Annotated in this window: 23 protein-coding genes; 14 read left to right on the top strand and 9 right to left on the bottom strand. The window is 65.1% G+C overall.

From position 1 onward, the window contains the following. Window positions 1-5: 5 nt before the first annotated feature. The 4 genes from dusA to FHW64_RS32690 form a co-directional block, all read right to left on the bottom strand. Window positions 6-1,010, bottom strand: a complete 1,005-nt coding sequence (dusA, locus tag FHW64_RS32675) for a tRNA dihydrouridine(20/20a) synthase DusA (RefSeq protein WP_184533384.1) — start codon at window positions 1,008-1,010, stop codon at window positions 6-8. A gap of 200 nt (window positions 1,011-1,210) precedes the next feature. Beyond that, window positions 1,211-2,317, bottom strand: coding sequence for a glycosyltransferase (locus tag FHW64_RS32680; RefSeq protein WP_260306545.1), 1,107 nt, complete (start codon window positions 2,315-2,317; stop codon window positions 1,211-1,213). Between the two features lie 132 nt (window positions 2,318-2,449). Continuing rightward, window positions 2,450-2,836, bottom strand: a complete 387-nt coding sequence (locus tag FHW64_RS32685) for a hypothetical protein (RefSeq protein WP_184533388.1) — start codon at window positions 2,834-2,836, stop codon at window positions 2,450-2,452. A gap of 27 nt (window positions 2,837-2,863) precedes the next feature. Then, complete coding sequence (locus FHW64_RS32690; RefSeq protein WP_184533390.1) at window positions 2,864-3,028, bottom strand: hypothetical protein; 165 nt, start codon at window positions 3,026-3,028, stop codon at window positions 2,864-2,866. 173 nt (window positions 3,029-3,201) lie between these two features. Here FHW64_RS32690 and FHW64_RS32695 point away from each other — a divergent pair, with 173 nt between their 5' ends. The 10 genes from FHW64_RS32695 to xylB all read left to right on the top strand — a co-directional run bounded on the left by FHW64_RS32695 (window position 3,202) and on the right by xylB (window position 14,808). Beyond that, window positions 3,202-4,425: an MFS transporter gene (locus FHW64_RS32695; protein ID WP_184533392.1), complete on the top strand. Its 1,224-nt coding sequence runs from the start codon at window positions 3,202-3,204 to the stop codon at window positions 4,423-4,425. 71 nt (window positions 4,426-4,496) lie between these two features. Beyond that, entirely contained in the window at window positions 4,497-5,660 is a 1,164-nt protein-coding gene (locus FHW64_RS32700) for an MFS transporter (protein ID WP_184533511.1), read from the top strand. A 169-nt stretch (window positions 5,661-5,829) separates the two neighbouring features. Beyond that, the gene (locus tag FHW64_RS32705) at window positions 5,830-7,137 is read left to right on the top strand and encodes a sugar ABC transporter substrate-binding protein (protein ID WP_184533394.1); all 1,308 of its coding nucleotides are present in this window, start codon (window positions 5,830-5,832) and stop codon (window positions 7,135-7,137) included. 121 nt (window positions 7,138-7,258) lie between these two features. After that, a complete protein-coding gene (locus tag FHW64_RS32710; RefSeq protein ID WP_184533396.1) occupies window positions 7,259-8,116 on the top strand; it encodes a carbohydrate ABC transporter permease in 858 nt (285 codons plus the stop codon). Window positions 8,117-8,126: 10 nt separating this feature from the next. Continuing rightward, the gene (locus FHW64_RS32715) at window positions 8,127-8,951 is read left to right on the top strand and encodes a carbohydrate ABC transporter permease (RefSeq protein WP_184533398.1); all 825 of its coding nucleotides are present in this window, start codon (window positions 8,127-8,129) and stop codon (window positions 8,949-8,951) included. Between the two features lie 22 nt (window positions 8,952-8,973). Further along, window positions 8,974-10,008: an ABC transporter ATP-binding protein gene (locus FHW64_RS32720; RefSeq protein WP_184533400.1), complete on the top strand. Its 1,035-nt coding sequence runs from the start codon at window positions 8,974-8,976 to the stop codon at window positions 10,006-10,008. A gap of 9 nt (window positions 10,009-10,017) precedes the next feature. After that, window positions 10,018-11,436 carry a D-arabinitol 4-dehydrogenase gene (gene dalD / locus FHW64_RS32725; protein WP_184533402.1) on the top strand — a complete coding sequence of 473 codons (1,419 nt, stop codon included), beginning with the start codon at window positions 10,018-10,020 and terminating at the stop codon, window positions 11,434-11,436. After that, window positions 11,433-12,221, top strand: a complete 789-nt coding sequence (locus tag FHW64_RS32730) for an L-iditol 2-dehydrogenase (protein ID WP_184533404.1) — start codon at window positions 11,433-11,435, stop codon at window positions 12,219-12,221. Before dalD ends, FHW64_RS32730 begins: the two co-directional genes overlap by 4 nt. Window positions 12,222-12,393: 172 nt before the next feature. Beyond that, entirely contained in the window at window positions 12,394-13,332 is a 939-nt protein-coding gene (locus FHW64_RS32735) for an AraC family transcriptional regulator (protein WP_184533406.1), read from the top strand. 9 nt (window positions 13,333-13,341) lie between these two features. Continuing rightward, the gene (xylB, locus tag FHW64_RS32740; RefSeq protein ID WP_184533408.1) at window positions 13,342-14,808 is read left to right on the top strand and encodes a xylulokinase; all 1,467 of its coding nucleotides are present in this window, start codon (window positions 13,342-13,344) and stop codon (window positions 14,806-14,808) included. A gap of 3 nt (window positions 14,809-14,811) precedes the next feature. Here xylB and FHW64_RS32745 read toward each other — a convergent pair whose 3' ends face one another. Further along, window positions 14,812-15,387 carry a hypothetical protein gene (locus tag FHW64_RS32745; RefSeq protein WP_184533410.1) on the bottom strand — a complete coding sequence of 192 codons (576 nt, stop codon included), beginning with the start codon at window positions 15,385-15,387 and terminating at the stop codon, window positions 14,812-14,814. Between the two features lie 29 nt (window positions 15,388-15,416). Continuing rightward, window positions 15,417-15,647, bottom strand: coding sequence for a hypothetical protein (locus FHW64_RS32750; protein WP_256330113.1), 231 nt, complete (start codon window positions 15,645-15,647; stop codon window positions 15,417-15,419). Window positions 15,648-15,875: 228 nt separating this feature from the next. On the opposite strand from FHW64_RS32750, the gene FHW64_RS32755 reads away from it, so the two are divergent. Next, a complete protein-coding gene (locus FHW64_RS32755; protein WP_184533412.1) occupies window positions 15,876-16,280 on the top strand; it encodes a hypothetical protein in 405 nt (134 codons plus the stop codon). A gap of 6 nt (window positions 16,281-16,286) precedes the next feature. Here FHW64_RS32755 and ybaL read toward each other — a convergent pair whose 3' ends face one another. The 3 genes from ybaL to phbB form a co-directional block, all read right to left on the bottom strand. Then, a complete protein-coding gene (gene ybaL, locus FHW64_RS32760; RefSeq protein ID WP_184533414.1) occupies window positions 16,287-17,963 on the bottom strand; it encodes a YbaL family putative K(+) efflux transporter in 1,677 nt (558 codons plus the stop codon). 38 nt (window positions 17,964-18,001) lie between these two features. Continuing rightward, the gene (locus tag FHW64_RS32765) at window positions 18,002-19,348 is read right to left on the bottom strand and encodes a dicarboxylate/amino acid:cation symporter (protein ID WP_184533417.1); all 1,347 of its coding nucleotides are present in this window, start codon (window positions 19,346-19,348) and stop codon (window positions 18,002-18,004) included. A 134-nt stretch (window positions 19,349-19,482) separates the two neighbouring features. Beyond that, a complete protein-coding gene (gene phbB, locus FHW64_RS32770) occupies window positions 19,483-20,220 on the bottom strand; it encodes an acetoacetyl-CoA reductase (RefSeq protein WP_184533419.1) in 738 nt (245 codons plus the stop codon). A gap of 130 nt (window positions 20,221-20,350) precedes the next feature. Between phbB and FHW64_RS32775 the strand changes: the two genes are divergently transcribed. The 3 genes from FHW64_RS32775 to FHW64_RS32785 all read left to right on the top strand — a co-directional run bounded on the left by FHW64_RS32775 (window position 20,351) and on the right by FHW64_RS32785 (window position 23,683). After that, window positions 20,351-21,367: an ABC transporter ATP-binding protein gene (locus tag FHW64_RS32775; RefSeq protein WP_184533421.1), complete on the top strand. Its 1,017-nt coding sequence runs from the start codon at window positions 20,351-20,353 to the stop codon at window positions 21,365-21,367. Window positions 21,368-21,402: 35 nt separating this feature from the next. Then, window positions 21,403-22,707, top strand: coding sequence for an ABC transporter substrate-binding protein (locus FHW64_RS32780; RefSeq protein WP_184533423.1), 1,305 nt, complete (start codon window positions 21,403-21,405; stop codon window positions 22,705-22,707). A 106-nt stretch (window positions 22,708-22,813) separates the two neighbouring features. Next, window positions 22,814-23,683 carry a carbohydrate ABC transporter permease gene (locus FHW64_RS32785; RefSeq protein ID WP_184533425.1) on the top strand — a complete coding sequence of 290 codons (870 nt, stop codon included), beginning with the start codon at window positions 22,814-22,816 and terminating at the stop codon, window positions 23,681-23,683. The last annotated feature ends 1 nt before the right edge of the window (window position 23,684 follow it).

A 23,684-nucleotide genomic window follows, 5' to 3' on the forward strand; every position in this document is an offset into this window, starting at 1 on the left:
GCGACTCAGGCAGCCTGCGCGGACGGCTCGCGAGCGATCGCCATGACTTCGTGGGGTGTGCGCGACTTCAGCCGGTGGTCGCTCCACACCTGCCGCCAGCGCCGCGCGCCGGGGAGACCGTTGCGCAGACCGAGCATGTGGCGTGCGATGTTCGACCAAGGGGTGCCATGCTCGGCGGCCTCGCGCGCCATGTAGTCGGACATCTGCTCTTCGACTTCCTCGCGGGAGAGCGTCGAAGGCTCTTCGCCGAAGAAAGCCGCATCCCACTCCGCGAGCCACCAGGGGTTGTGATAGGCCTCGCGCCCGATCATCACGCCGTCGAGAAGCCGCAGGTGCGCATGCATCTCGGCGTTGTCGTTCAGCCCGCCATTGATCGAGATCCGCAGCGTCGGAAACTCATGCTTCAGCCGGTGCACGATCTCGTAGCGAAGCGGCGGCACTTCGCGGTTCTGCTTCGGCGACAGTCCCTTGAGCCACGCATTGCGCGCATGCACGATGAAGGTGTCGCATCCCGCCTCGCTCACCTTGCCGATGAAGTCGCGCACGAATTCGTAGCTCTCGACCTTGTCGATGCCGATGCGGTGCTTGACCGTGACCGGCACGTCCACGACGTCGACCATCGCCTTCACGCAATCGGCGACGAGATCGGGCTCGTTCATCAGACACGCACCGAATGCGCCGCGCTGCACCCGTTCGCTCGGGCAGCCGCAGTTGATGTTGATCTCGTCGTAGCCCCACTCCTCGCCCACCTTCGCGCACTGCGCGAGATCGGCGGGCTCGCTGCCGCCGAGCTGCAAGGCAACCGGGTGTTCTTCGGTGTTGAAACGCAGATGGCGCGGAACGTCGCCATGGATCAGCGCGCCCGTGGTCACCATCTCGGTGTAGAGCAGCGCGCGGCGCGTGAGCAGGCGATGGAAGTAGCGGCAGTGGCGGTCCGTCCAATCCATCATCGGTGCCACGCTCACGCGCATGGCACTAAGTGTTTGATCTTGTTGATCTTTTTCGATCATCAGAAATCCTGATTCGGGCAGTGTGCAAAGGAGAGAAGTGCACACGAAGCGCGCACGAGGTCATCAAAGAAAGCTGCAAAACGTGGCCGCGATTGGACGGACACGGATTGCACATCTGGCCTCATTTTCCCAGCTACCAAGCGCCAGGTGGCGCGTATGGACGGCGCGGCGGCTTCTACCGGTTTCGCCCGAGGCGATCGTCACTCGTGAACAGGAACGGAACCCGAGGCTCGAACGCTTCCAACGGTCTGTTCGATCGCCTTCCGGATCTTCAGGAACACCGTGCGGCTGCTGAACGGCTGCACCGAAGCGCGCACGGCTTCCGGAGACGGCAACAACGATCGATTGACCGCCAGCGCTTGCAGCCGGCTTGCCAGGGCGTCGTTGTCATCCACGGGATAGAGCCACCCGTTGCGCCCGGGCCGGACGATGTCCGACGGGCCGGATACGCAGTCGCTGCTCAGGCACGGAATGCCCCGCGCCATCGCCTCGATCAGCACCATCGGGAACCCCTCGAAAGCCGAGCAGAGAACGAGCAGATCCGCGCTGTTGAGGGCAGCCCAGGGATCCGGCTGCCAGCCGAGCCAGTCGACGCGATCGGCGATGCCCAGATCATCGGCAAGGGTTTCGAGCTTGCCCGCGTCCTCGGAGAGACAGACGCTTCCGACGATCTGCAGCCGCCAATCGCCATCGATCGTGGCGAGGGCCCGCAGGAGATCGTCGGTCCGCTTCTGGCCTCCGACGGTGAGACGGCCGATGTGGACGATCCGCAATGGACCTTGTCCACCACGCGGGACAGGCGCGATCCCATTCATGCGCGTGCCGTTGTGCACCAGGTGGACGTTCTCGGGCCGGACGCCCTCCAGCTTTCGGATCGATTCCGCGATGGGACGGCTGATGCAGATGTGGCCGTGCGCGTAGCGCAGCAGCCTGATCCGCTGATCTAGCGCGTCGGAGAAATGCAGCCACGCCATGACCGGCCGCTTCAGCCCCGCCAGAAAGAGCGCGAGCCTCGCAAGCGGAACGGACGAGCTGTAGATGACGACGACCGCGTCGGGCCGCTGCTGCCGGCACTCGCGAATGATCGAGGGCAGACCCTGCAAGGCCTGCCGCTTCAACGATGTAGACCCGTTCGAGACCTCGGTGTAGTCCAGCCCTTCGTGCCAACTGGGGTCGACTGCGCTGGGGCATAGCGCCAGCACCCTGACGTGATCACCGTTTGCTTTCGCTTCCTGCGCCAGCGATTGCACGCAAGTCTCGATTCCACCCTGACCGCTCAAGGTCCCTACAACAACAAGTATTTCCATACGCCCACCGACCCGCCAACGCACGCCGCCCCTTTTCGGACGGGCCAGACTAGGTTCGGGGTTTCGCCGATCTTGTCGGACAAGAGGCCGTCTTCGCGACGCGAGCCATCCGACCCACGCCGACGTCGGGCCTCAACGCACTGTCGACCAGACGGTGGCGCGGCACCTTGGCTGCTCGTTGGGCGGCAGGAAGTTGCAGTTATCGAGGGCTCGCCGCTGCATGTCGCTCAGCCTTGGCTGATTGCGCCGCGGAGGGGGTGGCTGGTGCCAGTTCGGGGGCGGTGGCTGGTGCCAGTGCGGTGGTGGCTGATGCCAGTTCTGACCCGGCCCGTGGCGCACCCATCGCCTTCCCTGGCCGCGCTGCCAGCCCCGGTCCCACATGCAGCGCTCGAAGTTGTGGCTCCTGCTGCAGAAATGGAGATCGCGATCGAACTGCGGGCTGTTCTGCCACGCCGCCGCTGTTCCGGAACCCGTGAGGCCCGCGAGGGCCAGCAGGGCCGCTGTGATCAGTTTCTTCATGGTCATTGGATTCTGCGCCCCGGCCGTTCAGATCTCGTGAAGTTCGGTGTTGTTGATGATCAGCTTCAAGAAGTAGTAAGCGAAGAACGGTGTGGCGAGCCCGAAGGTGATCACGATCAGGATGGCCCAGAGCAGCGCCTGCACGAAGATGTCGCCAAAACCGAGCTTGTTCACGAACTTGTACTTGGCCATTGGGAGTCCTTCAGGATGGAGGTGCTGAAAGTATGTCAATCAACGCTCCAGGGCGCGAACTCCCGACGGCTTGACAAAACCCCCGATGGGCTGGGCCCTGCAGGCAGGCGGCAGAAGTGCTAAGGTGCCGGACCCCTCGGGTTAACCCCTAAAACAAGCGCCGAAAGTCCGTCTTGCCGCACACCCACGCACCCGCCCCTGCCGGACTTTCCACCGGCCTCACTCTTCTCTTCGCCGTGGCATGCGGCCTCTGCGTCGCCAACATCTACTTCGCGCAGCCGCTGATCGGGCCGATTGCAGCAACGCTGCAGCTCCACGCAGGCCTCGCGGGGTTGATCATGACGCTCACGCAGCTCGGCTACGGAACCGGCCTGCTGCTGCTCGTGCCGCTCGCCGACGTGGTCGAAAACCGCCGGCTGATCATCTTCGCGATGGTTGGTGCGGTGCTGGGGCTGGTGGGGATCGCGCTGTCGAATTCCGCGGCGACCTTCCTCGCCGCATCCTTCCTGGTCGGGACTTGCGCGGTGGCAGCGCAGGTTCTGGTCCCGCTGGCTTCGCATCTGGTGCCCGAAGCAACGCGCGGCAAGGTGGTCGGCAACATCATGGCGGGGCTGCTCGCGGGGATCATGCTCGCGCGACCGTTCTCCAGCGTGGTGGCTTCGGCGCTTGGATGGCGCGCAGTGTTCGCGATCTCCGCAGCGCTGATGGCGGTGCTCGCCGTCGTGCTCTGGCGCGCACTGCCGGTACGGCGGCCACATGCCTCGTTCGGCTATGCGCGCACGATGGCATCGCTTCCGGGCATCGTCTGGAACACACCCTTGCTGCGACGCCGGGCCTTCTACCAGGGAATGATGTTCGCGGGCTTCCAGGCGTTCTGGACTGCGGTGCCACTGGCGCTCGCGCACGAGTTCAACATGGGGCAAGCCGGCATCGCGCTCTTCGCGCTCGCGGGCGCGGCCGGCGCGCTTGCCGCGCCGTGGGCCGGTCGGCTGGCAGATCGAGGACTGACGCGACCTGCGACTGGCTGGGCCATGGCTGCCGCGCTGCTGTCCTTCGCACTGGGTGCCGTCGGGGTGCATTTCAGGTCGCTGACGGCGCTGGTCGCAGCCGGCATCCTGCTCGACGGCGCGGTGCAACTGTGCAACGTGCTCAGCCTGCGCAGCCTCTACGTGCTCGCGCCCGAATTGCGCGGACGACTCAACGGGCTGTTTCTCACCTTCATCTTCCTGTGCGCTGCGGTGGCATCCGGACTGGCGGCGGCCATCTATGCCTTCCACGGCTGGAACGGGCTGAGCCTGCTGGGCGGCGGCTTCGCGGTGGTCGCGCTGTTGTTTTATGCAACAGAGTTCCGCCGGAATGCCCTTCTGCGGGCCACTTCGGAGCGGCTCCCGGGATAATTCAGGGTTTTCCCTAATCACCCGCCGCCCGAATGACCGCCGCCGCCGAGACGCCACCCGCTTCCTCCCGCATGCCCATCGCCCTGCTGGCGCTCGCCGCCGCAGCCTTTGCGATCGGCACCAGCGAATTCGTCGTGATGGGCTTGCTGCCCGACATGGCGCTCGACCTTGGCGTCACCCTGTCGCAGGCGGGCCTCCTGGTCACGGGCTACGCCATGGGCGTGGTCGTCGGCGCACCGGTCTTCGCGGTGGCGACCGCGCGGTTGCCCCGCAAGGCCACGCTCATCGCGCTGGCGTCGCTCTTCGTGCTGGGCAATCTGTTGTGCGCGCTGGCGCCGAACTACGGGCTGCTGATGGCTGCGCGCGTGGTCACCGCTCTGGCGCACGGCACCTTCTTCGGCATCGGATCTGTGGTCGCCGCCGGGCTGGTGGCACCCAACAAGCGCGCACAGGCCATCGCGCTGATGTTCACCGGGCTCACGCTCGCCAACGTGCTGGGCGTACCGCTCGGCCGCATCATCGGCGAGCACTACGGCTGGCGCATGACCTTCGCAGCCATCGTGCTGATCGCACTCGCGGCGGTCGCCTCGCTCGTGGCGCTGCTGCCGCGGCACATCGAAATGCAGAAGGGCAACATCCTGCGTGAGTTCACCGTGCTTGCGGACGGCCGCGTGCTGCTGGCACTCGCGACCAGCGCGCTGGCCTCGGCGAGCCTGTTCGTCGTCTTCACCTACATCGCGCCGCTGCTCACGCAGGTGAGCGGCTTTTCGACCTCGGCGGTCGCGCCGATCCTGCTTCTGCTGGGCGTCGGGCTCACCATTGGCAGTACCGTCGGCGGACGGCTCGGCGACAGGCGACTCGTGCCTTCCTTGCTGCTCGTGCTGGGCCTCAACGCACTGACGCTCGGGTTGATGCACTTCCTGCTGCCGATGCGCGCGCCGACCGTCGCGATGATGCTGCTGTGGACCACGCTGTCCTTCGCGCTCGTACCGCTCCTGCAGACGCTCATCGTCCAGCACGCGAGCGCCGCGCCCAATCTCGCTTCGACGCTGAACCAGGGCGCCTTCAATCTCGGCAATGCGACCGGCGCGTGGATCGGCAGCGGCATGCTTGCCGCCGGTGCGCCGCTGGCGGACCTGCCGTGGGCCGGTGCCGCCATCACTCTCTGCGCGCTCGTTCTGGCCGCATGGAGCAGCCGTCTTGGCGACCGTGCGCCTTCCCTGCAAGCCGCTTGACGCGGCAACTCAGCCGTTGGCACATCCCTGCTTGCTCAGGCTAGGGAAGTCACCAATCAATCAACGCATCTGAGTATCGATAGCGGCAATCCGAGTACCAAACCCGCAATTCGCAGTCTCCAGAATCTGACCACGGCGACCCGCCGTCGTCGATCCCAAGGAGACAAACATGAAGCGTTTTCTGAAGGCGGGCCTTGCGCTCGCGATCGCGGGCACGGGCTTGGCGCATGCCGCCACCGAGCTGGTCATTGCGACCGTGAACAACGGCCACATGATCGAGATGCAGAAGCTCACCAAGTTCTTCGAGCAGGCCAATCCCGACATCAAGCTCAAGTGGGTCACGCTCGAAGAAGGCACGTTGCGCCAGCGCGTGACGACGGACATCGCCACCAAGGGCGGCCAGTTCGACGTGATGACCATCGGCATGTACGAAACGCCGATCTGGGCCAAGAAGGGCTGGCTGATTCCGATCGCCACCGATGCCGCCTATGACGTCGACGACCTGCTGCCGGCGATGCGCAACGGCCTGTCTGCCGACGGCAAGCTCTACGCCGCACCCTTCTATGGCGAGAGTTCGATGCTCATGTACCGCAAGGACCTCGCGGACAAGGTCGGCTTCAAGATGCCCGATCAGCCCACATGGACGCAGGTCAAGGAACTCGCCGGCAAGGTCCACGACCCGAAGAACGGCGTCTACGGCATCTGCCTGCGCGGCAAGCCGGGTTGGGGCGACAACATGGCGCTCCTCACCACCATGGTCAACACCAACGGCGGCCAGTGGTTCGACACGAGCTGGAAGCCGCAGATCGACTCCAAGCCCTGGCATGACGCGATCAGCTTCTACGTGGACCTGATGAAGTCCTACGGCCCGCCCGGTGCATCGGCCAACAGCTTCAACGAGAACCTTGCGCTCTTCAACGAGGGCAAGTGCGGCATGTGGGTGGACGCAACCATTGCGGCGTCGTTCGTGAGCGATCCGAAGCAGTCGAGGGTGGCCGACAAGGTCGCGTTCGCGCAAGCGCCGGTTGCGGTCACGCCGAAGGGCGCGAACTGGCTCTGGGCGTGGGCGCTCGCGATTCCTGCCGGTTCGCAGAAGGTCGACGCCGCGCAGACCTTCATCAAGTGGGCCACGTCGAAGGACTACATCAACCTCGTCGCGAAGGAAGAAGGCTGGGGCTCGGTACCGACCGGCACGCGCAAGTCGACCTACGCCAATCCCGAGTTCGTCAAGGCCGCGCGCTTTGCCGAAGCGGAGAAGAAAGCGATCGACACCGCGAACCCGAACGACAGCACGTTGCCCAAGTCGCCATACGTTGGCGTGCAGTACGCGGCGATTCCGGAGTTCCAGGCGATCGGTGTTGCCGTCGGCCAGCAGATGAGCGCGGCGCTGTCAGGCAAGGTCACGGTCGATCAAGCGTTGAAGACCTCGCAAACGACGGCGGAACGTGAAATGAAAAAGGCTGGGTACTACAAGTAACCCCAGGGCCTGAGGACACTTCGCCGTGTCGCACCTCCCCACTCCCGTGCAGGGGACGCAGCCTGCGGACCAGCAAAGCTGGGTCCGCGGCAGTGCCGGAAGCACCCAGAAGGAGGCTCCCGTGAGCCGCCTGCTGCCCCGCGCATTGATGGCGCCGGCCGTGGCGGTTCTCGTCCTCTGGATGCTGGCGCCGCTGTTGATGACGATCTACTTTTCGTTCGTCAACTACAACCTCATGCAGCCTGGCGAGCGCACGTTCAACGGGCTCGCGAACTTCGAGTACTTCATCACCGACCCGGACTTCTGGCCCGCGGTGTGGAACACGCTGGTGCTGATCGGCAGCGTGATCGTCATCACGGTGGTGCTCGGCGTGGCGCTTGCACTGCTGGTGAACGAGCCATTCCCGGGGCGCGGGATCGTGCGGGTGCTGCTGATCTCGCCCTTCTTCGTGATGCCCACGGTGAACGCGCTGCTGTGGAAGCACATGATGATGAACCCGATCTACGGCATCCTGGCCGACGTGTGGCGCACGTTCGGCGCGGAGCCCGTCGACTGGCTCACCGACCTGCCGCTGTTCTCGGTGATCATCATGGTCGCCTGGCAATGGCTGCCCTTCGCCTGCCTGATCTTCATCACGTCGCTCCAATCGCTCGATCGCGAACAGATGGAAGCCGCGCGCATGGACGGTGCGAGCGCCTTCCAGCGATTCGGGTACCTCACGCTGCCGCACCTCGCGCGACCGATGGCGGTGGTGATCATGATCGAGATGATCTTCCTGCTCTCCGTGTTCGCCGAGATCGCGATCACGACCGCCGGCGGCCCCGGCAACGAGAGCACGAACCTCACGTACATGATCTTCAAGCAGTCGCTGATGAACTTCGACGTGGGCGTGGCCTCTGCGGGCGCGCTGTTCGCGGTGATCCTGGCCAACATCGTTGCGGCCTTCCTGATCCGCATCATCGGCAAGAACCTGGATTGAGGGGAAAGCCATGCCTGACGAAAGCCGCCTCCCCCTGATCCTGCGCACGATCGGCGCGTGGGTCGTCACCCTGCTGCTCTTCTTCCCGCTGGGCTGGCTGGTGCTGACCTCGTTCAAGACCGAACTGCAGGCAATCAAAGTGCCGCCGCTGTTCTTCTTCGAGCCCACGCTGGAGAACTTCACCGAAGTGCAGCGTCGCAGCGACTACCTGCTCTTCGCGAAGAACTCGGTCATCACCAGCATCGGCTCGACCATCATCGGCCTTGCGATTGCCGCTCCAGCGGCGTATTCGATGGCGTTCTTCCGCACGAAGCGCACGCGCGACATCCTGATGTGGATGCTCTCCACCAAGATGATGCCGGCCGTCGGCGCACTGGTGCCGATCTACGTGATCGCGCAGACCGCCGGCCTGCTCGACACGCGCACTGCGCTCACCATCGTCTTCACGTTGTCGAACCTGCCGATCATGGTGTGGATGCTCTACACGAGCTACAAGGACATCCCGCCCGAGATCCTCGAGGCCGCACGCATGGACGGCGCGAACCTGTGGACCGAGTTCCGGCATGTCGTGCTGCCGCTGTCGATCGGCGGCCTCGCCTCCACCGGCCTGCTGTGCCTGATCCTGAGCTGGAACGAAGCCTTCTGGGCACTCAATCTCAGCTCCGCGAAGGCCGGCACGCTGGCGACCATGATCGCGTCGTACTCGAGCCCCGAAGGCCTCTTCTGGGCCAAGCTCTCGGCCGCATCGGTCATGGCGATCGCACCGATCGTCGTCTTCGGCTGGTTCAGCCAGAAGCAGCTCGTCCAAGGTTTGACCTTCGGCGCAGTGAAGTAAACGAATCAGAGAGGACATCCACATGGCCTACCTCCAACTCGACAACATCCAGAAGAGCTTCGGCGAAACACACGTCATCAAGGGCGTGAACCTGGAGATCGACAAGGGCGAGTTCATCGTGTTCGTCGGTCCCTCGGGCTGCGGCAAGTCAACGCTGCTGCGGCTGATCGCGGGGCTCGAATCGATCACCAGCGGCAAGCTCTCGCTCGACGGCAAGGACATCACGCACACAGCTTCGGGCAAGCGCGACCTCGCGATGGTGTTCCAGAGCTATGCGCTCTATCCGCACATGAGCGTGTACGACAACATGTCCTTCGCGCTCAAGCTCGCGAAGGTGTCGAAGGACGTCATCAAGACCAAGGTGGAGTACGCGGCGAAGACGCTGAACCTCACGCAGTACCTCACGCGCACGCCGAAGGAACTCTCCGGCGGCCAGCGTCAGCGCGTCGCGATCGGCCGCGCCATCGTGCGGGCGCCGAAGGTGTTTCTCTTCGACGAACCGCTCTCCAACCTCGACGCCGCCCTGCGCGGCAACACACGGGTGGAGATCCACAAGCTGCACCGCGCATTGGGCGCGACCAGCATCTACGTCACGCACGACCAGGTCGAGGCGATGACGCTCGCGGATCGCGTGGTGGTGCTGCGCGACGGCCTCATCGAGCAGGTCGGCACGCCGATGGAACTCTACGACCACCCCGCGAACCAGTTCGTCGCGCAGTTCATCGGCATGCCGTCGATGAACATGGTGCAGGCGACGGCGATCCCGAGTTTCTCGGCGCTCACCGGCGGGCGGCTGCCTTCTGACGGCTTCCTCGGCGTGCGCCCCGAGCAACTGCACGTTCATCGCAACGGGCATGCAAGGGGCGCGTCGGCGCAGGTCGACCTCATCGAGGCGCTCGGCGCCGACACGCTGATCCACATCAACGTCGATGGTGTGCCGCTCATCGCACGGCAGAACGAGCGCACCGAGCTCCAGCCTGGCGATGCGGTCAGCGTCGAGCTCGATCCGTCGGTGCTTCACTTCTTCAATCGCGACGGTCGCGCCGTCGCCGCCTGAGTCGCTGAAATGGCCAACCCTGCTCCTTCCGGGTCCGTGGTGCTGCACCTCGGACTGGGATCCTTTCATCGCGCGCACCAGGCCGTCTACCTGCAGGCGCTGATCGACGCCGGCGATGCAAGCTGGTCGCTCGTGGGTGCGAACCTTCGGCCCGACATGGCGGAGGTCGAAGCAGCGCTGATCAGGCAAAGCGGCGCGTACACGCTCGAAACCGTGTCGCCGGCCGGCGAGTACCGCTATCAGCGCATCGAATCGATCCGCGAAGTACTGGCCTTCGATCCGTCACTTGCGGCCGTGATCGCGCGCGGCGCTGATCCGCGGACGCGGGTGATCTCGTTCACCGTGACCGAGGCGGGCTACTACCTCGACCCCACGGACCGGCTCGACTTCGGCGTGGCCGACCTCGCCGCCGACCTCGACCGCGCGCGACGTGGCGAAGCCGGGACCACGATCTACGGCGCGATCTGCGCGATCCTGCGCGCGCGTCGAGCCGCCAATGGCGGCGCGGTAACGCTGCTGAACTGCGACAACCTGCGACACAACGGCGAGCGCTTCCGAAAGGGACTGCTCGCCTTCATCGAGAAGGCCGGGGACACGCAACTGCTGGAATGGGTGCGCACGCAAACGACCAGCCCCAACGCAATGGTCGACCGCATCACGCCCAGGCCACCGCCCGAACTGCGGCAGCGCGTGCTGCAGGCCACTGGCTGGGACGACGCCGCGCCCGTCACCGGCGAGAGCTTCATCCAGTGGGTGATCGAGGACGACTTCGCGAATGGCCGGCCGGACTGGGGTCGCGTCGGCGTGCAACTGGTCGAATCGGTCGCGCCGTACGAGGAAGCGAAGATCCGCATCCTCAACGCCAGCCACAGTTGCATCGCATGGGCCGGCACCCTCGCGGGGTTCCAGTACATCCACGAGGGCACGCACGACGCGGAGATCTGCCGCATGGCCTTCGACTACGTGACGGACGACGTGATCCCCTGCCTGGATTCGCCCGGCCGCCCGAGCCCGGTCGACCTGCCTGCGTACCGCGACGTGGTGCTCGAACGCTTCGGCAATCCGGCGATCCGCGACACCAACCAGCGGGTCGCGATGGATGGGTTCTCGAAGATCCCGGGCTTCATCGCACCCACGGTGCGCGAACGACTCGCACGCAACGCGAGCATCGGCAGCGTTGCGATGCTTCCGGCGCTGTTCCTCGCCTTCCTGCAACGCTGGCACCGGGGCGTGCTGCCGTACGTCTACCAGGACCAGGGGATGGACGAAGCGGCAGCCCACGCCATCTGCGACGCGGCCGATCCGGTCGCGGCGCTGGCCGGCAACCGCACCTTGTGGGGCGACGCCGCCAACGATGCGCGGCTGGTCGATGCACTGCGCAAGGCCGATGCGCGGGTGCAGGCCTTCATCAAGGAGCGCGCGCCATGAGCGGCCGTCTCGCACAACGCCATGTGTTGATCACCGGCGCGGGCGGCGGCATCGGCCTTGCGATCGCCTCGGCATGTCTCGCCGAAGGCGCCTGCTGCACGCTGTCGGACCTGTCGGCGAAACCTTCAGAGGGCGTGGAGCAACTTCGTCGCAAGCATCCCGACACGCTCGCGTATGTCGAGACCGATGTGACGCAGGCGCCCTCCGTGGGCGGGATGCTCTACGCAGCACGCGCGGCGCACGGGCCGATCCACACACTGGTCAACAACGCCGCGATCTTCGACATGGCACCGCTGCTGCAGAGCGACGAGGCCTCCTTCGATCGCCTCTTCGCGGTCAACGTCAAGGGCATGTTCTTCGTGATGCAGCGCGTGCTGCAACACATGCTCGACGAAGGGGTGAAGGACGGCTCGGTGATCAACATGGCGTCGCAAGCCGGTCGACGCGGCGAGGCGCTGGTGTCTCACTACTGCGCGACGAAGGCGGCGGTCATCAGCTACACGCAGAGCGCCGCGCTTGCGATGGCGCCGCACGGCATCCGCGTGAACGCGATCTCGCCGGGCGTGGTCGACACGCCGATGTGGAACCACGTCGATTCGCTGTTCGCGAAGTACCAGAACCTCCCGGCGGGCGAGAAGAAGCGGCAGGTCGGCCTCGAAGTCCCTCTCGGTCGCATGGGTGCGCCGGGCGATATCGCCGGTGCCGCCGTATTCCTCGCGAGCGACGAGGCCCGGTACATCACCGCACAGACACTCAATGTCGACGGTGGTAACGTCATGAGCTGATATGAAGCCCACCCCCAGGCTCGCGCACTTCGTGTCACTCTCCACCCCCTCGAGGGGGCGCACCGCTGCGGCCCGGCGGAGCCGGTTCCGCGGGTGCTCCCGCATGGCCTGCTCCGCGGCCTTCGGTGCCGTTCGGGTTCATGGGCGGCAGAGCGTTGAATGAGGCCGAGACATGACAGCGGCGCGCCAACGTCACCTCCCCCGTCATCGCGAGCCAGAGCTGGAGCGCGAGATCACGCGATCGCCGTCGCTCGGCTATGAGGCGCCGGAGGAATCCGGCCTCGTGCGATGCCTCGCGCATGGCTTTCCGAGCCCGCTCGTGCGCTGGCACTTCCACGAAGAGTACGAGCTGCATCTCATCACCGAAACATCGGGCCGCGCTTTCGTCGGCGACTGGATCGGCCCCTTCCAGCCCGGGCATCTGGTGCTGTGTGGACCGCGACTGCCGCACAACTGGCTGTCGCTCGATGTGCCTGAAGGCGGCGTGGCCGAGCGCGATCGCGTGATCCAGTTCCGGCACGAGCCGATCGAGAGCGCAGCATCGGACATCCCCGAACTGCGCGAAGTGCTGCAGTTGCTGGAGCGTTCGCGCCATGGCATCGAGTTCTTCGGCATCGCCGACCGGGCGCTCGAACACTGGGAAGCGGTCAAGGCCACGCATGGCCTGCAAAGGCTCGCGCGCTTCCTCGAATACCTGGCGGAACTCGTCAAGTGCGCCGACTACCGGTTGCTATCCAATGTGCAGATGCAGGGCATGGAAGGCGATGCGGAGGTCGACCAGATCAACGTGATCGTGAACCGCATCACCTCGAATCTGGCCGAGCCGATCGTGATGTCCGACATCGCCACCGAGCTGGGCATGAGCGAAAGCCGCTTCAGCCGATTCTTCAAGCGCTCGACGGGCAACAGCTTTACTGACTTCGTGAACCGTGTGCGCATCAACAGCGCATGCCACTTGCTGATGCAGACCGACCACTACGTGACGGACATCTGCTACCAGGTGGGCTTCAACAACGTCGCCAACTTCAATCGGCGGTTTCTCGAAATCAAGGGCATGACGCCCACCGAGTTCCGCCGCCAAAGCGACAGCCGTTTCGGCACCCTCGCCTGAAGGACCGCCGTGTACCTCGGGCTCGATCTCGGCACCTCGGAGCTGAAGGCGCTGCTGCTGGCCGACGATCACCGCATCGTGGCGCTCGCGCGTGCGCCGCTGACCGTGAGCCGTCCGCATCCGCTGTGGTCGGAGCAATTGCCCTCCCAGTGGTGGGAGGCGCTCGAGACCGCGATGGCCGCGCTGCGCCGAAGCAATGCGGAAGCGCTTTCAGCGGTACGCGCCATCGGCCTTTCCGGGCAGATGCACGGCGCTGTCGCGCTCGATGCGAACGGCCAGGTGCTGCGCCCGGCGATTCTCTGGAACGATGGCCGAAGCGCCGCGCAGTGCGATGAATTGACGGCGCTCGTGCCGCATCTCGGCGACATCACCGGCAATCTCGCGATGCCCGGCTTCACCGCGCCCAAGCTGCTGTGGATGCGTACGCACGAGCCGGAATTGTTCGCGCGCACGGCCTCGGTGCTGCTGCCGAAGGACTGGCTGCGCTTCATGCTCAGCGGCATGCGGGCGAGCGACATGTCCGATGCCTCAGGCACCTTGTGGCTCGACGTCGCGGCACGCGACTGGTCGGATGAGATCCTCGCCGCGTGCGGTCTTAGCCGCAGGAACATGCCGGAACTCGTCGAAGGCAGTGCCGTCGCGGGCAGGCTCAAGCCCGAACTGGCGGCGCGCTGGGGCCTCCCCGCCGGTATCCCGATCGCCGGAGGCGGCGGCGACAACGCCGCGAGCGCGGTGGGGATGGGGCTCGTCTCCGCCGGGCAAGGCTTCGTGTCGCTCGGCACCTCGGGTGTGATCTTCGTCTGCGGCGACCGTTTCGCACCCGATCCGCCGCGCGCGGTGCATGCCTTCTGTCACGCGCTGCCGGGCCGATGGCACCAGATGTCGGTGATGCTCTCGGCGTCCAGCGCCGTGACATGGGCCGCGCGCACTTTCGGGCTCGGCAACGAGGCCGCGCTGTTCGCCGCAGCCGCGACCGTCGACGCGAACGGTCGGCGCCAGGCCCCCTTCTTTCTGCCCTATCTCTCCGGCGAACGCTCGCCGCACAACGACGCGAACGCGCAAGGCGTGTTGTTCGGTCTCACGCACGCGCACGGGCCGGCCGAGATCGCCTATGCGGTTGCCGAGGGTGTGAGCTTCGGGCTTCGGGACGGACTGGACACGCTGGAGAAGCCCTCGGGCGACCTCCTGCTGGTTGGGGGCGGCGCGCGAAGCACCTGGTGGGCCCGCTTGCTCGCGGACATCCTGCAGGTGCCGCTCGCGGCGTGCGAAGGCGGCGAGGCCGGAGGCGCGCTGGGCGCCGCGCGGCTCGCATGGCTGGCGGACGGCGCGTCGGAAGCGGCTGTGTGCCTTCAGCCGCCGGTGCGGCAGCGGTTCGATCCGGATGCGTCGGCGCGAGACGTGTTCACGGTGCGCCACCTGCGCTTCAAGGCGCTGTACGCCGCCTTGCGCAGCAGCTTTGCCGCGGCGTCCGCCTGAGCTTCAGAGATTGCCCATCGGGCCGAACGACGTACGAAGGCCAGCGTAGTCGGTCGGGCCGCTGCTCTCGGGCGGATTGCCGGTCGCCGACAGCCAGGCCGCGATGCTCGGCAGGCGGCGGTCGAAATAGAGCTGCAAGTGCATCCAGTTGCCGGTGTTGGTGTGACCCTCTGTCTTTTCGAGCGCCTCGACCGCGATCGTGCGAAGGCTGCTCACCATCGCCAGCGAGCGGCCGTCCAGCAGTTGCAACGTGACCTCGCGGCCTTGCATGAGAACTTCCTGGAGGATGCGGCGATGCACGCTGTAGTCTTCCCAGCTTCGCTTGATGCAGGCGTCGTTGAGTTCGCGAAAGACCCAGTGCATATGGCTGGCGAACATCGCGGCGACCTGCCCGGCCTGGCGCAAGCCCTGTCGCGATGCCGCGACCTGCAGCCGCGCGGCCCAGAAGATGGCCACCAGCACGCCGAACGTCTGCACCCATGCGGCCCACTCGCCCGAGGTCGCGGGCCGGAAGATCCAGCCGATCACGATCAGGAATCCGACACCGGCGCCGATCGCCACTCCTCCAAGTTTCCGCATGCTTCCCCCCAATATCGACGTCATCCCGCTCAGCTTCGCGGGCCGTCCTTGCCGAACAGTTTCCGGATCGCGGCGACACCCGCGACCAAGGCGTTGGAATAGGTGACATACGGGTCGGTCGCGGCCTCGATCGGCAGATAAGGCAGCGCGTCATCCATCTCGTAGTCGGTGGCTTCCAGGAGCACCCAATAGAACTCGCCCTCTTCGAGTTCTTGAACGGTGAGCGCGATATTTCGCAATTGCGACATGGGGTTAGGCACGGGTCTTCGTAGGAGAACCGATCCTATTCAAACCTTGTAACAAACGCCTACGCACAATTTCACGAATGGACACAAATGTGACCATTAGATTTACTTTTGGCAAGTCCCGGATACCCCGAGCCAGGGGGATGTTCGGCCGCAGGACCCGGTCACCAAACTTTCCTACAGCCCTTGACGCGGGCCGAACCTAAGCTCAGTCTTGTCCAACCCCGCCATTCAGGAGGAGACATGAAGCATTTCAATCTCGATCCTCATATGACCGCCGTCGTCGGAGGCGCCTTCTATCCGAGCGGTCACTCCATGGTGATGTTTCCTGACGCGGCAGACGCCAACCGCATCGGCCACCAGCTCCTGGACAACGGCTTCAGCGGCGACGAGATCTACCTGATCCCGCCGCACGTGATCATTGAGCAGATCACGCCGACCGTCCGCGACACCGACAACCCACTGCCTTCCGCGGGCACCGATGCCGCCACGGTCCGCGCCTACACCAAGCTCGCGCGCGAAGGCCACACCGCCCTGCTCGTGCGGACCCGCAACGAAGAGGCGGCGAACAGGCTCATGGTGTTCGTGCGAACGGTGCCTTACTCGATCGCCCAGCGCTACCGCACGCTCGTGATCGAGGACCTGTAGGAAGGCTCACTTCAAGACGGCCCGGGCCATGGCCTGGGCCAGTTCGTGCTCGCCGAGGAACACGGTGGCCGACACCTCCTGCGCGAGCAGGCGGGCTTCGTCCTCGTTGTGGCTGCGAATGACGGTTTCGATGCCCGGGTTGAGCGTGCGCGCCGCTTCGATCATCTGACGCACGCTGATTGCATCCGCCGTCGCCACCACCAGCATGCGAGCGCGGGCGATGTGCGCCTGGATCAGCACCCCCGGGTCAGCCGCGTCGCCCCACACCGCCGCCATGCCCTGGGCCCGCAGCTTTTCGACCAGCTCGCGGTTCTGCTCGGCAACGACGAAAGGGATGTCATGCGCCGAGAGCGTTGCCGCGATGCGGCGGCCGACCCGGCCATAGCCCACCAGCACCACCTGCTTCGACAGGTACTTCTCAGCCGTGCTCATCGGCAGTTCGGCCAGCGGATCGTCGCGCGCCTCGAGCCCGCGCGCGAACGACGAGTGCGCATGCAGCCATTTCTGGATGGGCGCGATCAGGCTGAACCACAAAGGGTTGGTGGCGATGGAGATCAGCCCCGCCGCGAGCAGCAGACTCTGCCCCTCGACCGGCAGCAGCCCGAGCCGCCCGCCGAGCGAAGCCAGGATGAACGAGAACTCGCCGATCTGCGCGAGGCTCGCGCTCACCGTGAGCGCGGTGCTGAGCGGATAGCGAAACAGCAGCACCAACGCGCACGCCGCCAACGACTTGCCCACCACGATCACCAGCACCACCGCGAGCACCTGCAACGGCCGCTCGACCAGCACCGCCGGGTTGAACAGCATGCCCACCGAGACGAAGAACAGCACCGCGAAGGCATCCCGCAGCGGCAGCGATTCTTGCGCGGCGCGGTGGCTGAACTCCGACTCGCGCATCACCATGCCTGCGAAGAAGGCGCCCAACGCGAAGGACACCCCGAACAGAGCGGCTGCCGAGAACGCGATGCCCACCGCCGCCGCGATGACGCATAGCGTGAAGAGCTCGCGCGACCCGGTGCGTGTGACCTGCCAGAGCACCCACGGAAACAGGCGCCGCCCCACCACCAGCATGAGCGCAACGAAGCCGCCTACCTGCAGCAGCGTGAGCCCCAGCGTCTGCCAGATCGGCGCGGTCCGCTCCCCTGGGTCCGCGCCGACCAGCGCGTTCGCGAGCGGCGGCATCAACACCAGCACGAGAACCATCGCAAGGTCTTCCACCACCAGCCAGCCGACCGCGATGCGACCGGTGAACGAATCGAGGATGCCGAGGTTCTCCAGCGCGCGCAGCAGCACCACCGTGCTCGCCACCGAAAGTGCCAGGCCGAAAACCAGCGCGGCGCCCAGGTTCCAGCCCCACCACGTCGCGAGCGCGCCGCCGAGCATCGTGGCGACCGCGATCTGCACCAGCGCCCCGGGCACCGCGATCTTGCGCACCGCGAGCAGGTCGTCGAGCGAGAAGTGCAGCCCGACACCGAACATCAGCAGCATCACCCCGATCTCGGCGAGTTGCGCAGCGATGCCTGCATCGGCCACGAAGCCGGGCGTGAACGGCCCGATGATGACGCCCGCGAGAAGGTAGCCGACCAGCGCAGGCAACCGCAGACGCGCCGCCAGGAAGCCGAACAACAGCGCCAGCCCCAGGCCGGCGGCAAGTGTGTTGATCAGTGAAACGCTATGAGGCATCGCCCCGCATTCTGCAGAGCGATGCTTTTGCCCCGATTTCAGGTGGCCATTTTTCCGTCGCGCGCGTTGACGAGTTCTTCAGGGTTCTGCGCCTCTTCCCACGTCTCGTTGTTGAGGCCTGCCTGCAGCCGGTCCATGTCGAGCTCGTCGGTCCACTTGGCCACCACGATCGTCGCGACGCCGTTGCCGATGAGATTGGTCAACGCGCGCGCTTCAGACATGAAGCGGTCGATCCCGAGAATGAGCGCCAGCCCCGCGACCGGCACATGCCCCACCGCGGACAACGTCGCCGCAAGCACGATGAAGCCGCTGCCAGTGACGCCGGCTGCGCCCTTCGAGGTCAGCAGCAGCACCGCTAGCAAGGTGATCTCCTGCATCAGCGTCATCGGCGTGTTCGTCGCCTGCGCAATGAAAACTGCCGCCATCGTCAAATAGATCGACGTGCCATCGAGATTGAAGGAGTAGCCCGTCGGGATCACCAGGCCGACAGTCGTCTTGTTTGCACCGAGGTTCTCCATCTTCTCCATCATCCGCGGCAGCACCGACTCGGAAGACGAGGTGCCGAGCACGATCAGCAACTCTTCCTTGATGTACTTGATGAACTTCCAGATGCTGAAGCCATGCAAGCGGGCAATCGTCCCGAGCACCACGAAGATGAACAGCAGGCAGGTCAGGTAGAAGGTACCCATCAGCTTGCCGAGCTGGAACAGCGAGCCGATGCCGTACTTGCCGATCGTGAAGGACATCGCCCCGAAAGCGCCAATGGGCGCCAGTTTCATGATGTAGCCGATGATCGCGAAGAGCACGTGGGAGCCCTTCTCGATCACGTCGAACACCAGGGTGCCGCGCCCACCAAAACGGTGCAGGGCAAAGCCGAAGAGGACAGCGATCAGCAACACCTGCAGGATCTCGCCCTTGGCGAAGGCGTCGACCACGGTGTTCGGGATGATGTTCATCAGGAAGTCGACCGTGCCTTCCATCTTGCCCGGGCCTGTGTAGGCCGCGAGCGCCCGGGTGTCCAGGGAGTTCGGGTCCACGTTCATGCCCGCACCCGGCTTGACCAGGTTCACCAGCACCAGCCCCACGACCAGCGCGATGCTGCTCACGATCTCGAAGTACAGCAGAGCCAGCCCGCCGGTCTTGCCAACCTTCTTCATGTCCTCCATGCCCGCGATGCCGACCACCACGGTGCAGAAGATGATCGGGGCGATCAGCATCTTGATGAGCTTGATGAAGGCGTCGCCCAGCGGCTTCATGGATTCGCCGACCGACGGGAAGAAGTGACCGAGCAGCACGCCGATGATGACGGCCGTGATCACCTGGGCGTAGAGGGACTGATAGATCGGTGGCTTCTTGCGAGCCGGTGCCTGGGGGGTCGGGGTCATGAAGGAACTCCTTGTTTGCTTTTCTTGGGCCGGCGCGACTTCGGCACACCTGACCCAATCTCTGGCTCCTGGTCCCTCCCAACAAAAAAGACCCGCCAAGGCGGGTCTTTGTTCCATCGAGGCTGCGTGCCTCCTTAGTGCATGTGCAATCCGCCGTTCACGGGGAAGTCCGCGCCGGTGGAGTAGCCGCCATCTTCGGAAGCGAGCCACGCGATGATCGAGGCGATCTCACCCGGTTCGCCCAGGCGCTTGACCGGGATGGTGCCGACGATCTTGTCGAGCACTTCCTGGCGGATCGCCTTGACCATGTCGGTGCCGATGTAGCCCGGGCTCACGGTGTTGACCGTCACGCCCTTGCCGGCAAGCTCCTGTGCCAGGGCCATCGTGAAGCCGTGCATGCCGGCCTTGGCGGCCGAGTAGTTGGTCTGCCCCGCCTGGCCCTTCGCGCCGTTGACCGAGCTGATGTTGATGACGCGACCCCAGCCCTTTTCCACCATGTCGCCGACGACCTGCTTGGTCACGTTGAACATGCTGTTGAGGTTGGTCTCGATCACCGCGCTCCAGTCCTCGGGCGTCATCTTGACGAACATGCGATCACGCGTGATGCCCGCGTTGTTGACCAGCACGTCGATGGGCCCGTGCTCTGCCTTGGCTTTGGTGAAGGCTTCGACAGTGGACTGCCAGTCCCCGACGTTGCCGACCGACGCGTGGAACTCGAAGCCTTCGGCTTTCTGTTCTGCGAGCCACTTGGCGTAGTCCCGGGTCGGACCACATCCTGCGATGACGGTGAAACCGTCCTTGTGAAGGCGTTGGCAAATGGCTGTTCCGATGCCTCCCATGCCTCCGGTGACGTATGCGACTTTCTTGCTCATGAGTGTTCCTTATAGGTGAAGCCTGAACAGGCGTTGGTCACTTTATCGAAGTTTCTCACCAACGCCCGATCAGGAAAACACTGACCCCTCTTTGCAACTGGGTGTCACAACCGATCCATATACTGATTCGATGTCTTCCATCGCGTTGATCGATATCGCCAAGTCATGGGGCGACAGCACCGCCTTGCATGCGGTCAACCTCCAGATCGAGCCGGGTTCCTTCTGCGTGCTGCTGGGCCCTTCGGGCTGCGGCAAGTCGACCACCCTTCGCATCGTGGCCGGACTCGAGACGGCCACGGCCGGGCAGGTGCTGATCGATGGGCGTGACGTGACGTCGCTGCCGCCTGCGCAGCGCGGCATTGCGATGGTCTTCCAGAACTATGCGCTGTTCCCGCATCTCAGCGTGGCGGACAACATCACCTTCGGTTTGTCGGTGCGCAAAGTGCCCGCCGCCGAAACCGCGCTTCGCCTGAGAAACGCAGCCGACCTGCTGGGCCTCGGCGCCTTGCTCGAACGCAAGCCCGGACAGCTCTCCGGTGGCCAGCAGCAGCGTGTCGCGCTCGGCCGTGCGCTTGTCGCGCAGGCCAAGGTCTGCCTCATGGATGAGCCGCTTTCCAACCTCGACGCGCAACTGCGCCAGGAGATGCGGCGCGAACTGCGCGAGCTGCAGCGGCAGCTTGGCCTGACCGTCGTCTACGTCACGCACGACCAGGCCGAGGCGATGAGCATGGCCGACCAGGTCGTGCTGCTGCACCAGGGCCGGGTCGAGCAGGCCGGCATGCCGCGTGATTTGTATGCGAAACCATCGACCACTTTCTCAGCGCGCTTCATCGGCACGCCGCCGATGAACCTGGTCTCGCTCGAAGGCGGCCGCATCGCCGGCAGCGACACCGACGCCGGCCTGCAGGCGGCCACGCTCGGCGTTCGGCCCGAAGCAATTGCGCTCGATGCGCAGGGCATCCCTGCCACGGTGCAAAGCGTGGAATACCTCGGTGCGGACCTCGTCCTGAACTGCCGGGTCGGCACGCAGAGCCTGCTGGTGCGGGCGGACGGCCGGCACCACGCCGACGCCGGCGATCACGTGGGCCTGCGCTGGGCCCGGGAAGATGCCCACGGCTTCGATGCCGCGGGGAAGCGCATTCACTGACCGTTCGATTCCAACCAAAGAGGAAGAAGAAGACCATGAAACGCAAGACGTTCGTCCGGGCGCTCGCCGTCCAGTTCATCGCTGCCGGCGGCCTTTTTGCCGGCGCATCCGGCGCGCTCCATGCGCAGACGCCGGTGGAAGTCCAGTTCTACTACCCGGTCGCCGTCGGCGGCCCGATCGCGAAGATCATCGATGGCTTCGCGGCCGGCTTCATGAAAGAGAACCCCGGCATCAAGGTGACGCCGATCTATGCGGGCACCTACCAGGAAACCATCGTCAAGGCTTTGACCGCGCACAAGTCCGGCACGCCACCGGTCACTTCGGTGCTGCTGTCGACCGACATGTTCACGCTGATCGACGAAGACGCGATCGTGCCCTTCGACGACTTCGTGAAGACGCCTGAAGACAAGGCCTGGCTCGGCGGCTTCTACAAGGCCTTCATGATGAACAGCCAGACCGGCGGAAAGACCTGGGGCATTCCGTTCCAGCGCTCCACCGTGGTGATGTACTGGAACAAGGAGCTCTTCAAGGAAGCCGGCCTCGACCCGAACAAGGCGCCGGCCAACTGGGGCGAACTCAAGGACGCCGCGACCAAGCTGACCAAGAAGGACGCGAGCGGCAAGGTCACGCAATGGGGCGTGCAGATTCCGTCTAGCGGCTTCCCGTACTGGCTCTTCCAGACGCTCACCACGCCGAACGACACGATCCTCGCCAACGACGCGGGCACCGCGGTCAAGTTCGACGACCCGAAGGTGGTCGAAGCGCTGCAGTACTGGGTCGACCTCGGCAAGGCCGGCGTGCATCCGCCGGGCGTGGTCGAGTGGGGCACGACGCCGAAGGACTTCTTCGAGAAGAAGGCCGCGATCATCTACACGACGACCGGCAACCTGACCAACATCAAGGCGAACGCCAAGTTCGACTTCGGCGTCGGCATGATCCCGGCCAACAAGCGCAAGGGCTCACCGACCGGCGGCGGCAACTTCTACATCTTCAAGAAGGCGACGCCGGCCCAGCAGGAGGCCTCGTTCAAGTTCATCAAGTGGATCACGCAGCCCGAGCGCGCCGCGCAGTGGAGCATCGACACTGGCTACGTCGGCGTCTCGCCTGCCGCGTATGAGACCGAGGCGCTGCGCAAGTACGGCAGCGAGTTCCCCGCCGCGCTGGTTGCGCGCGACCAGTTGCCCTTCTCTGTCGCCGAGTTCTCGACGCATGACAACCAGCGCGTCACCAAGGCGCTCAATGACGGTCTCCAGGCTGCTCTGACCGGCACGAAGCCGCCCGCGCAGGCGATGCAGGATTCGCAAAAGGAAGCCGACCGCATATTGAAATCTTTCAAATGACCCCCAGGCTACCCTGCTTCGCAGGTTCGCCAACCCCCTTCCAGGGGGCGCACCCAGCGGCCCGGCCAAGCCGGTTCCGCGGGTGCCTTGACACCAGGCATCTCGGATGAGACAGCGCACCGTCCATGCCTGGCTGATGCTGCTGCCCGCGCTGGTGCTGCTGATCGCCTTCACGCACTGGCCGGCCATCTCGACGCTGATTGACAGCTTCTTCTCCACGCCCAAGGGCAAGCGCCCGGGCGTGTGGGTCGGGCTGGAGAACTACGAGGCGATGATCGGCGATCCGGTGTTCTGGAAGGCTGTGCGCAACAACCTCTGGTTCGCGGGCGCGACCATACCCATGTCGATCGCGCTCGCGCTGGTGATGGCCCTGTGGGTCAATGAGCGCATCGCGGGCCGTGCCTTCCTGCGCATGGCCTACTTCACGCCGACGGTGCTGCCGATGATTGCGGTGGCGAACATCTGGCTCTTCTTCTACACGCCGCAGTACGGCCTGCTGGAGCAGATCACCAGCGCGCTCGGCCTGCCCTCGCACAACTGGCTGGGCAGCCCGTCCACTGCACTGGGCGCAGTCACCGTGGTGGCGATCTGGAAGGAAGCCGGCTTCTTCATGATCTTCTATCTCGCCGCGCTGCAGACGCTCAACCCGAGCCTGCGCGAAGCGGCGGCGATCGAGGGCGCATCGCGCTGGTATTTCTTCCGGCGGGTGCAATGGCCGCTGCTGATGCCGACCACGCTGTTCGTGCTGGTCAATGCGTTCATCAATGCCTTCCGCATGGTCGACCACCTCTTCGTGCTCACGCGCGGCGGGCCGGACAACGCATCGATCCTGCTGCTCTACCACCTGTACGAGGTCGGATTCAGCTTCTGGGACACGGCCTATGCGTCGACGATCACCGTGGTGCTGGTGGTGGTGCTCGCGGGCATCGCGCTGTTCCAGTTCTTCGTGCTCGACAAGCGGGTGCACTACAAATGAG

Source organism: Variovorax sp. Sphag1AA (assembly GCF_014192575.1).
Classification (GTDB): domain Bacteria; phylum Pseudomonadota; class Gammaproteobacteria; order Burkholderiales; family Burkholderiaceae_C; genus Variovorax.

Bases quoted from the DNA above. Each gene is read 5' to 3' on its own strand.
- FHW64_RS32730 (WP_184533404.1), top strand. From the start codon at position 11,433: ATGAGCGGCCGTCTCGCACAACGCCATGTGTTGATCACCGGCGCGGGC.
- FHW64_RS32780 (WP_184533423.1), top strand. From the start codon at position 21,403: ATGAAACGCAAGACGTTCGTCCGGGCGCTCGCCGTCCAGTTCATCGCT.
- FHW64_RS32720 (WP_184533400.1), top strand. From the start codon at position 8,974: ATGGCCTACCTCCAACTCGACAACATCCAGAAGAGCTTCGGCGAAACA.
- FHW64_RS32765 (WP_184533417.1), bottom strand. From the start codon at position 19,348: ATGACCCCGACCCCCCAGGCACCGGCTCGCAAGAAGCCACCGATCTAT.
- FHW64_RS32775 (WP_184533421.1), top strand. From the start codon at position 20,351: ATGTCTTCCATCGCGTTGATCGATATCGCCAAGTCATGGGGCGACAGC.
- FHW64_RS32685 (WP_184533388.1), bottom strand. From the start codon at position 2,836: ATGAAGAAACTGATCACAGCGGCCCTGCTGGCCCTCGCGGGCCTCACG.
- FHW64_RS32755 (WP_184533412.1), top strand. From the start codon at position 15,876: ATGAAGCATTTCAATCTCGATCCTCATATGACCGCCGTCGTCGGAGGC.
- ybaL (WP_184533414.1), bottom strand. From the start codon at position 17,963: ATGCCTCATAGCGTTTCACTGATCAACACACTTGCCGCCGGCCTGGGG.
- phbB (WP_184533419.1), bottom strand. From the start codon at position 20,220: ATGAGCAAGAAAGTCGCATACGTCACCGGAGGCATGGGAGGCATCGGA.
- FHW64_RS32700 (WP_184533511.1), top strand. From the start codon at position 4,497: ATGCCCATCGCCCTGCTGGCGCTCGCCGCCGCAGCCTTTGCGATCGGC.
- FHW64_RS32705 (WP_184533394.1), top strand. From the start codon at position 5,830: ATGAAGCGTTTTCTGAAGGCGGGCCTTGCGCTCGCGATCGCGGGCACG.
- FHW64_RS32680 (WP_260306545.1), bottom strand. From the start codon at position 2,317: ATGGAAATACTTGTTGTTGTAGGGACCTTGAGCGGTCAGGGTGGAATC.
- FHW64_RS32690 (WP_184533390.1), bottom strand. From the start codon at position 3,028: ATGGCCAAGTACAAGTTCGTGAACAAGCTCGGTTTTGGCGACATCTTC.
- dusA (WP_184533384.1), bottom strand. From the start codon at position 1,010: ATGATCGAAAAAGATCAACAAGATCAAACACTTAGTGCCATGCGCGTG.
- FHW64_RS32785 (WP_184533425.1), top strand. From the start codon at position 22,814: ATGAGACAGCGCACCGTCCATGCCTGGCTGATGCTGCTGCCCGCGCTG.
- FHW64_RS32735 (WP_184533406.1), top strand. From the start codon at position 12,394: ATGACAGCGGCGCGCCAACGTCACCTCCCCCGTCATCGCGAGCCAGAG.
- FHW64_RS32715 (WP_184533398.1), top strand. From the start codon at position 8,127: ATGCCTGACGAAAGCCGCCTCCCCCTGATCCTGCGCACGATCGGCGCG.
- FHW64_RS32745 (WP_184533410.1), bottom strand. From the start codon at position 15,387: ATGCGGAAACTTGGAGGAGTGGCGATCGGCGCCGGTGTCGGATTCCTG.
- dalD (WP_184533402.1), top strand. From the start codon at position 10,018: ATGGCCAACCCTGCTCCTTCCGGGTCCGTGGTGCTGCACCTCGGACTG.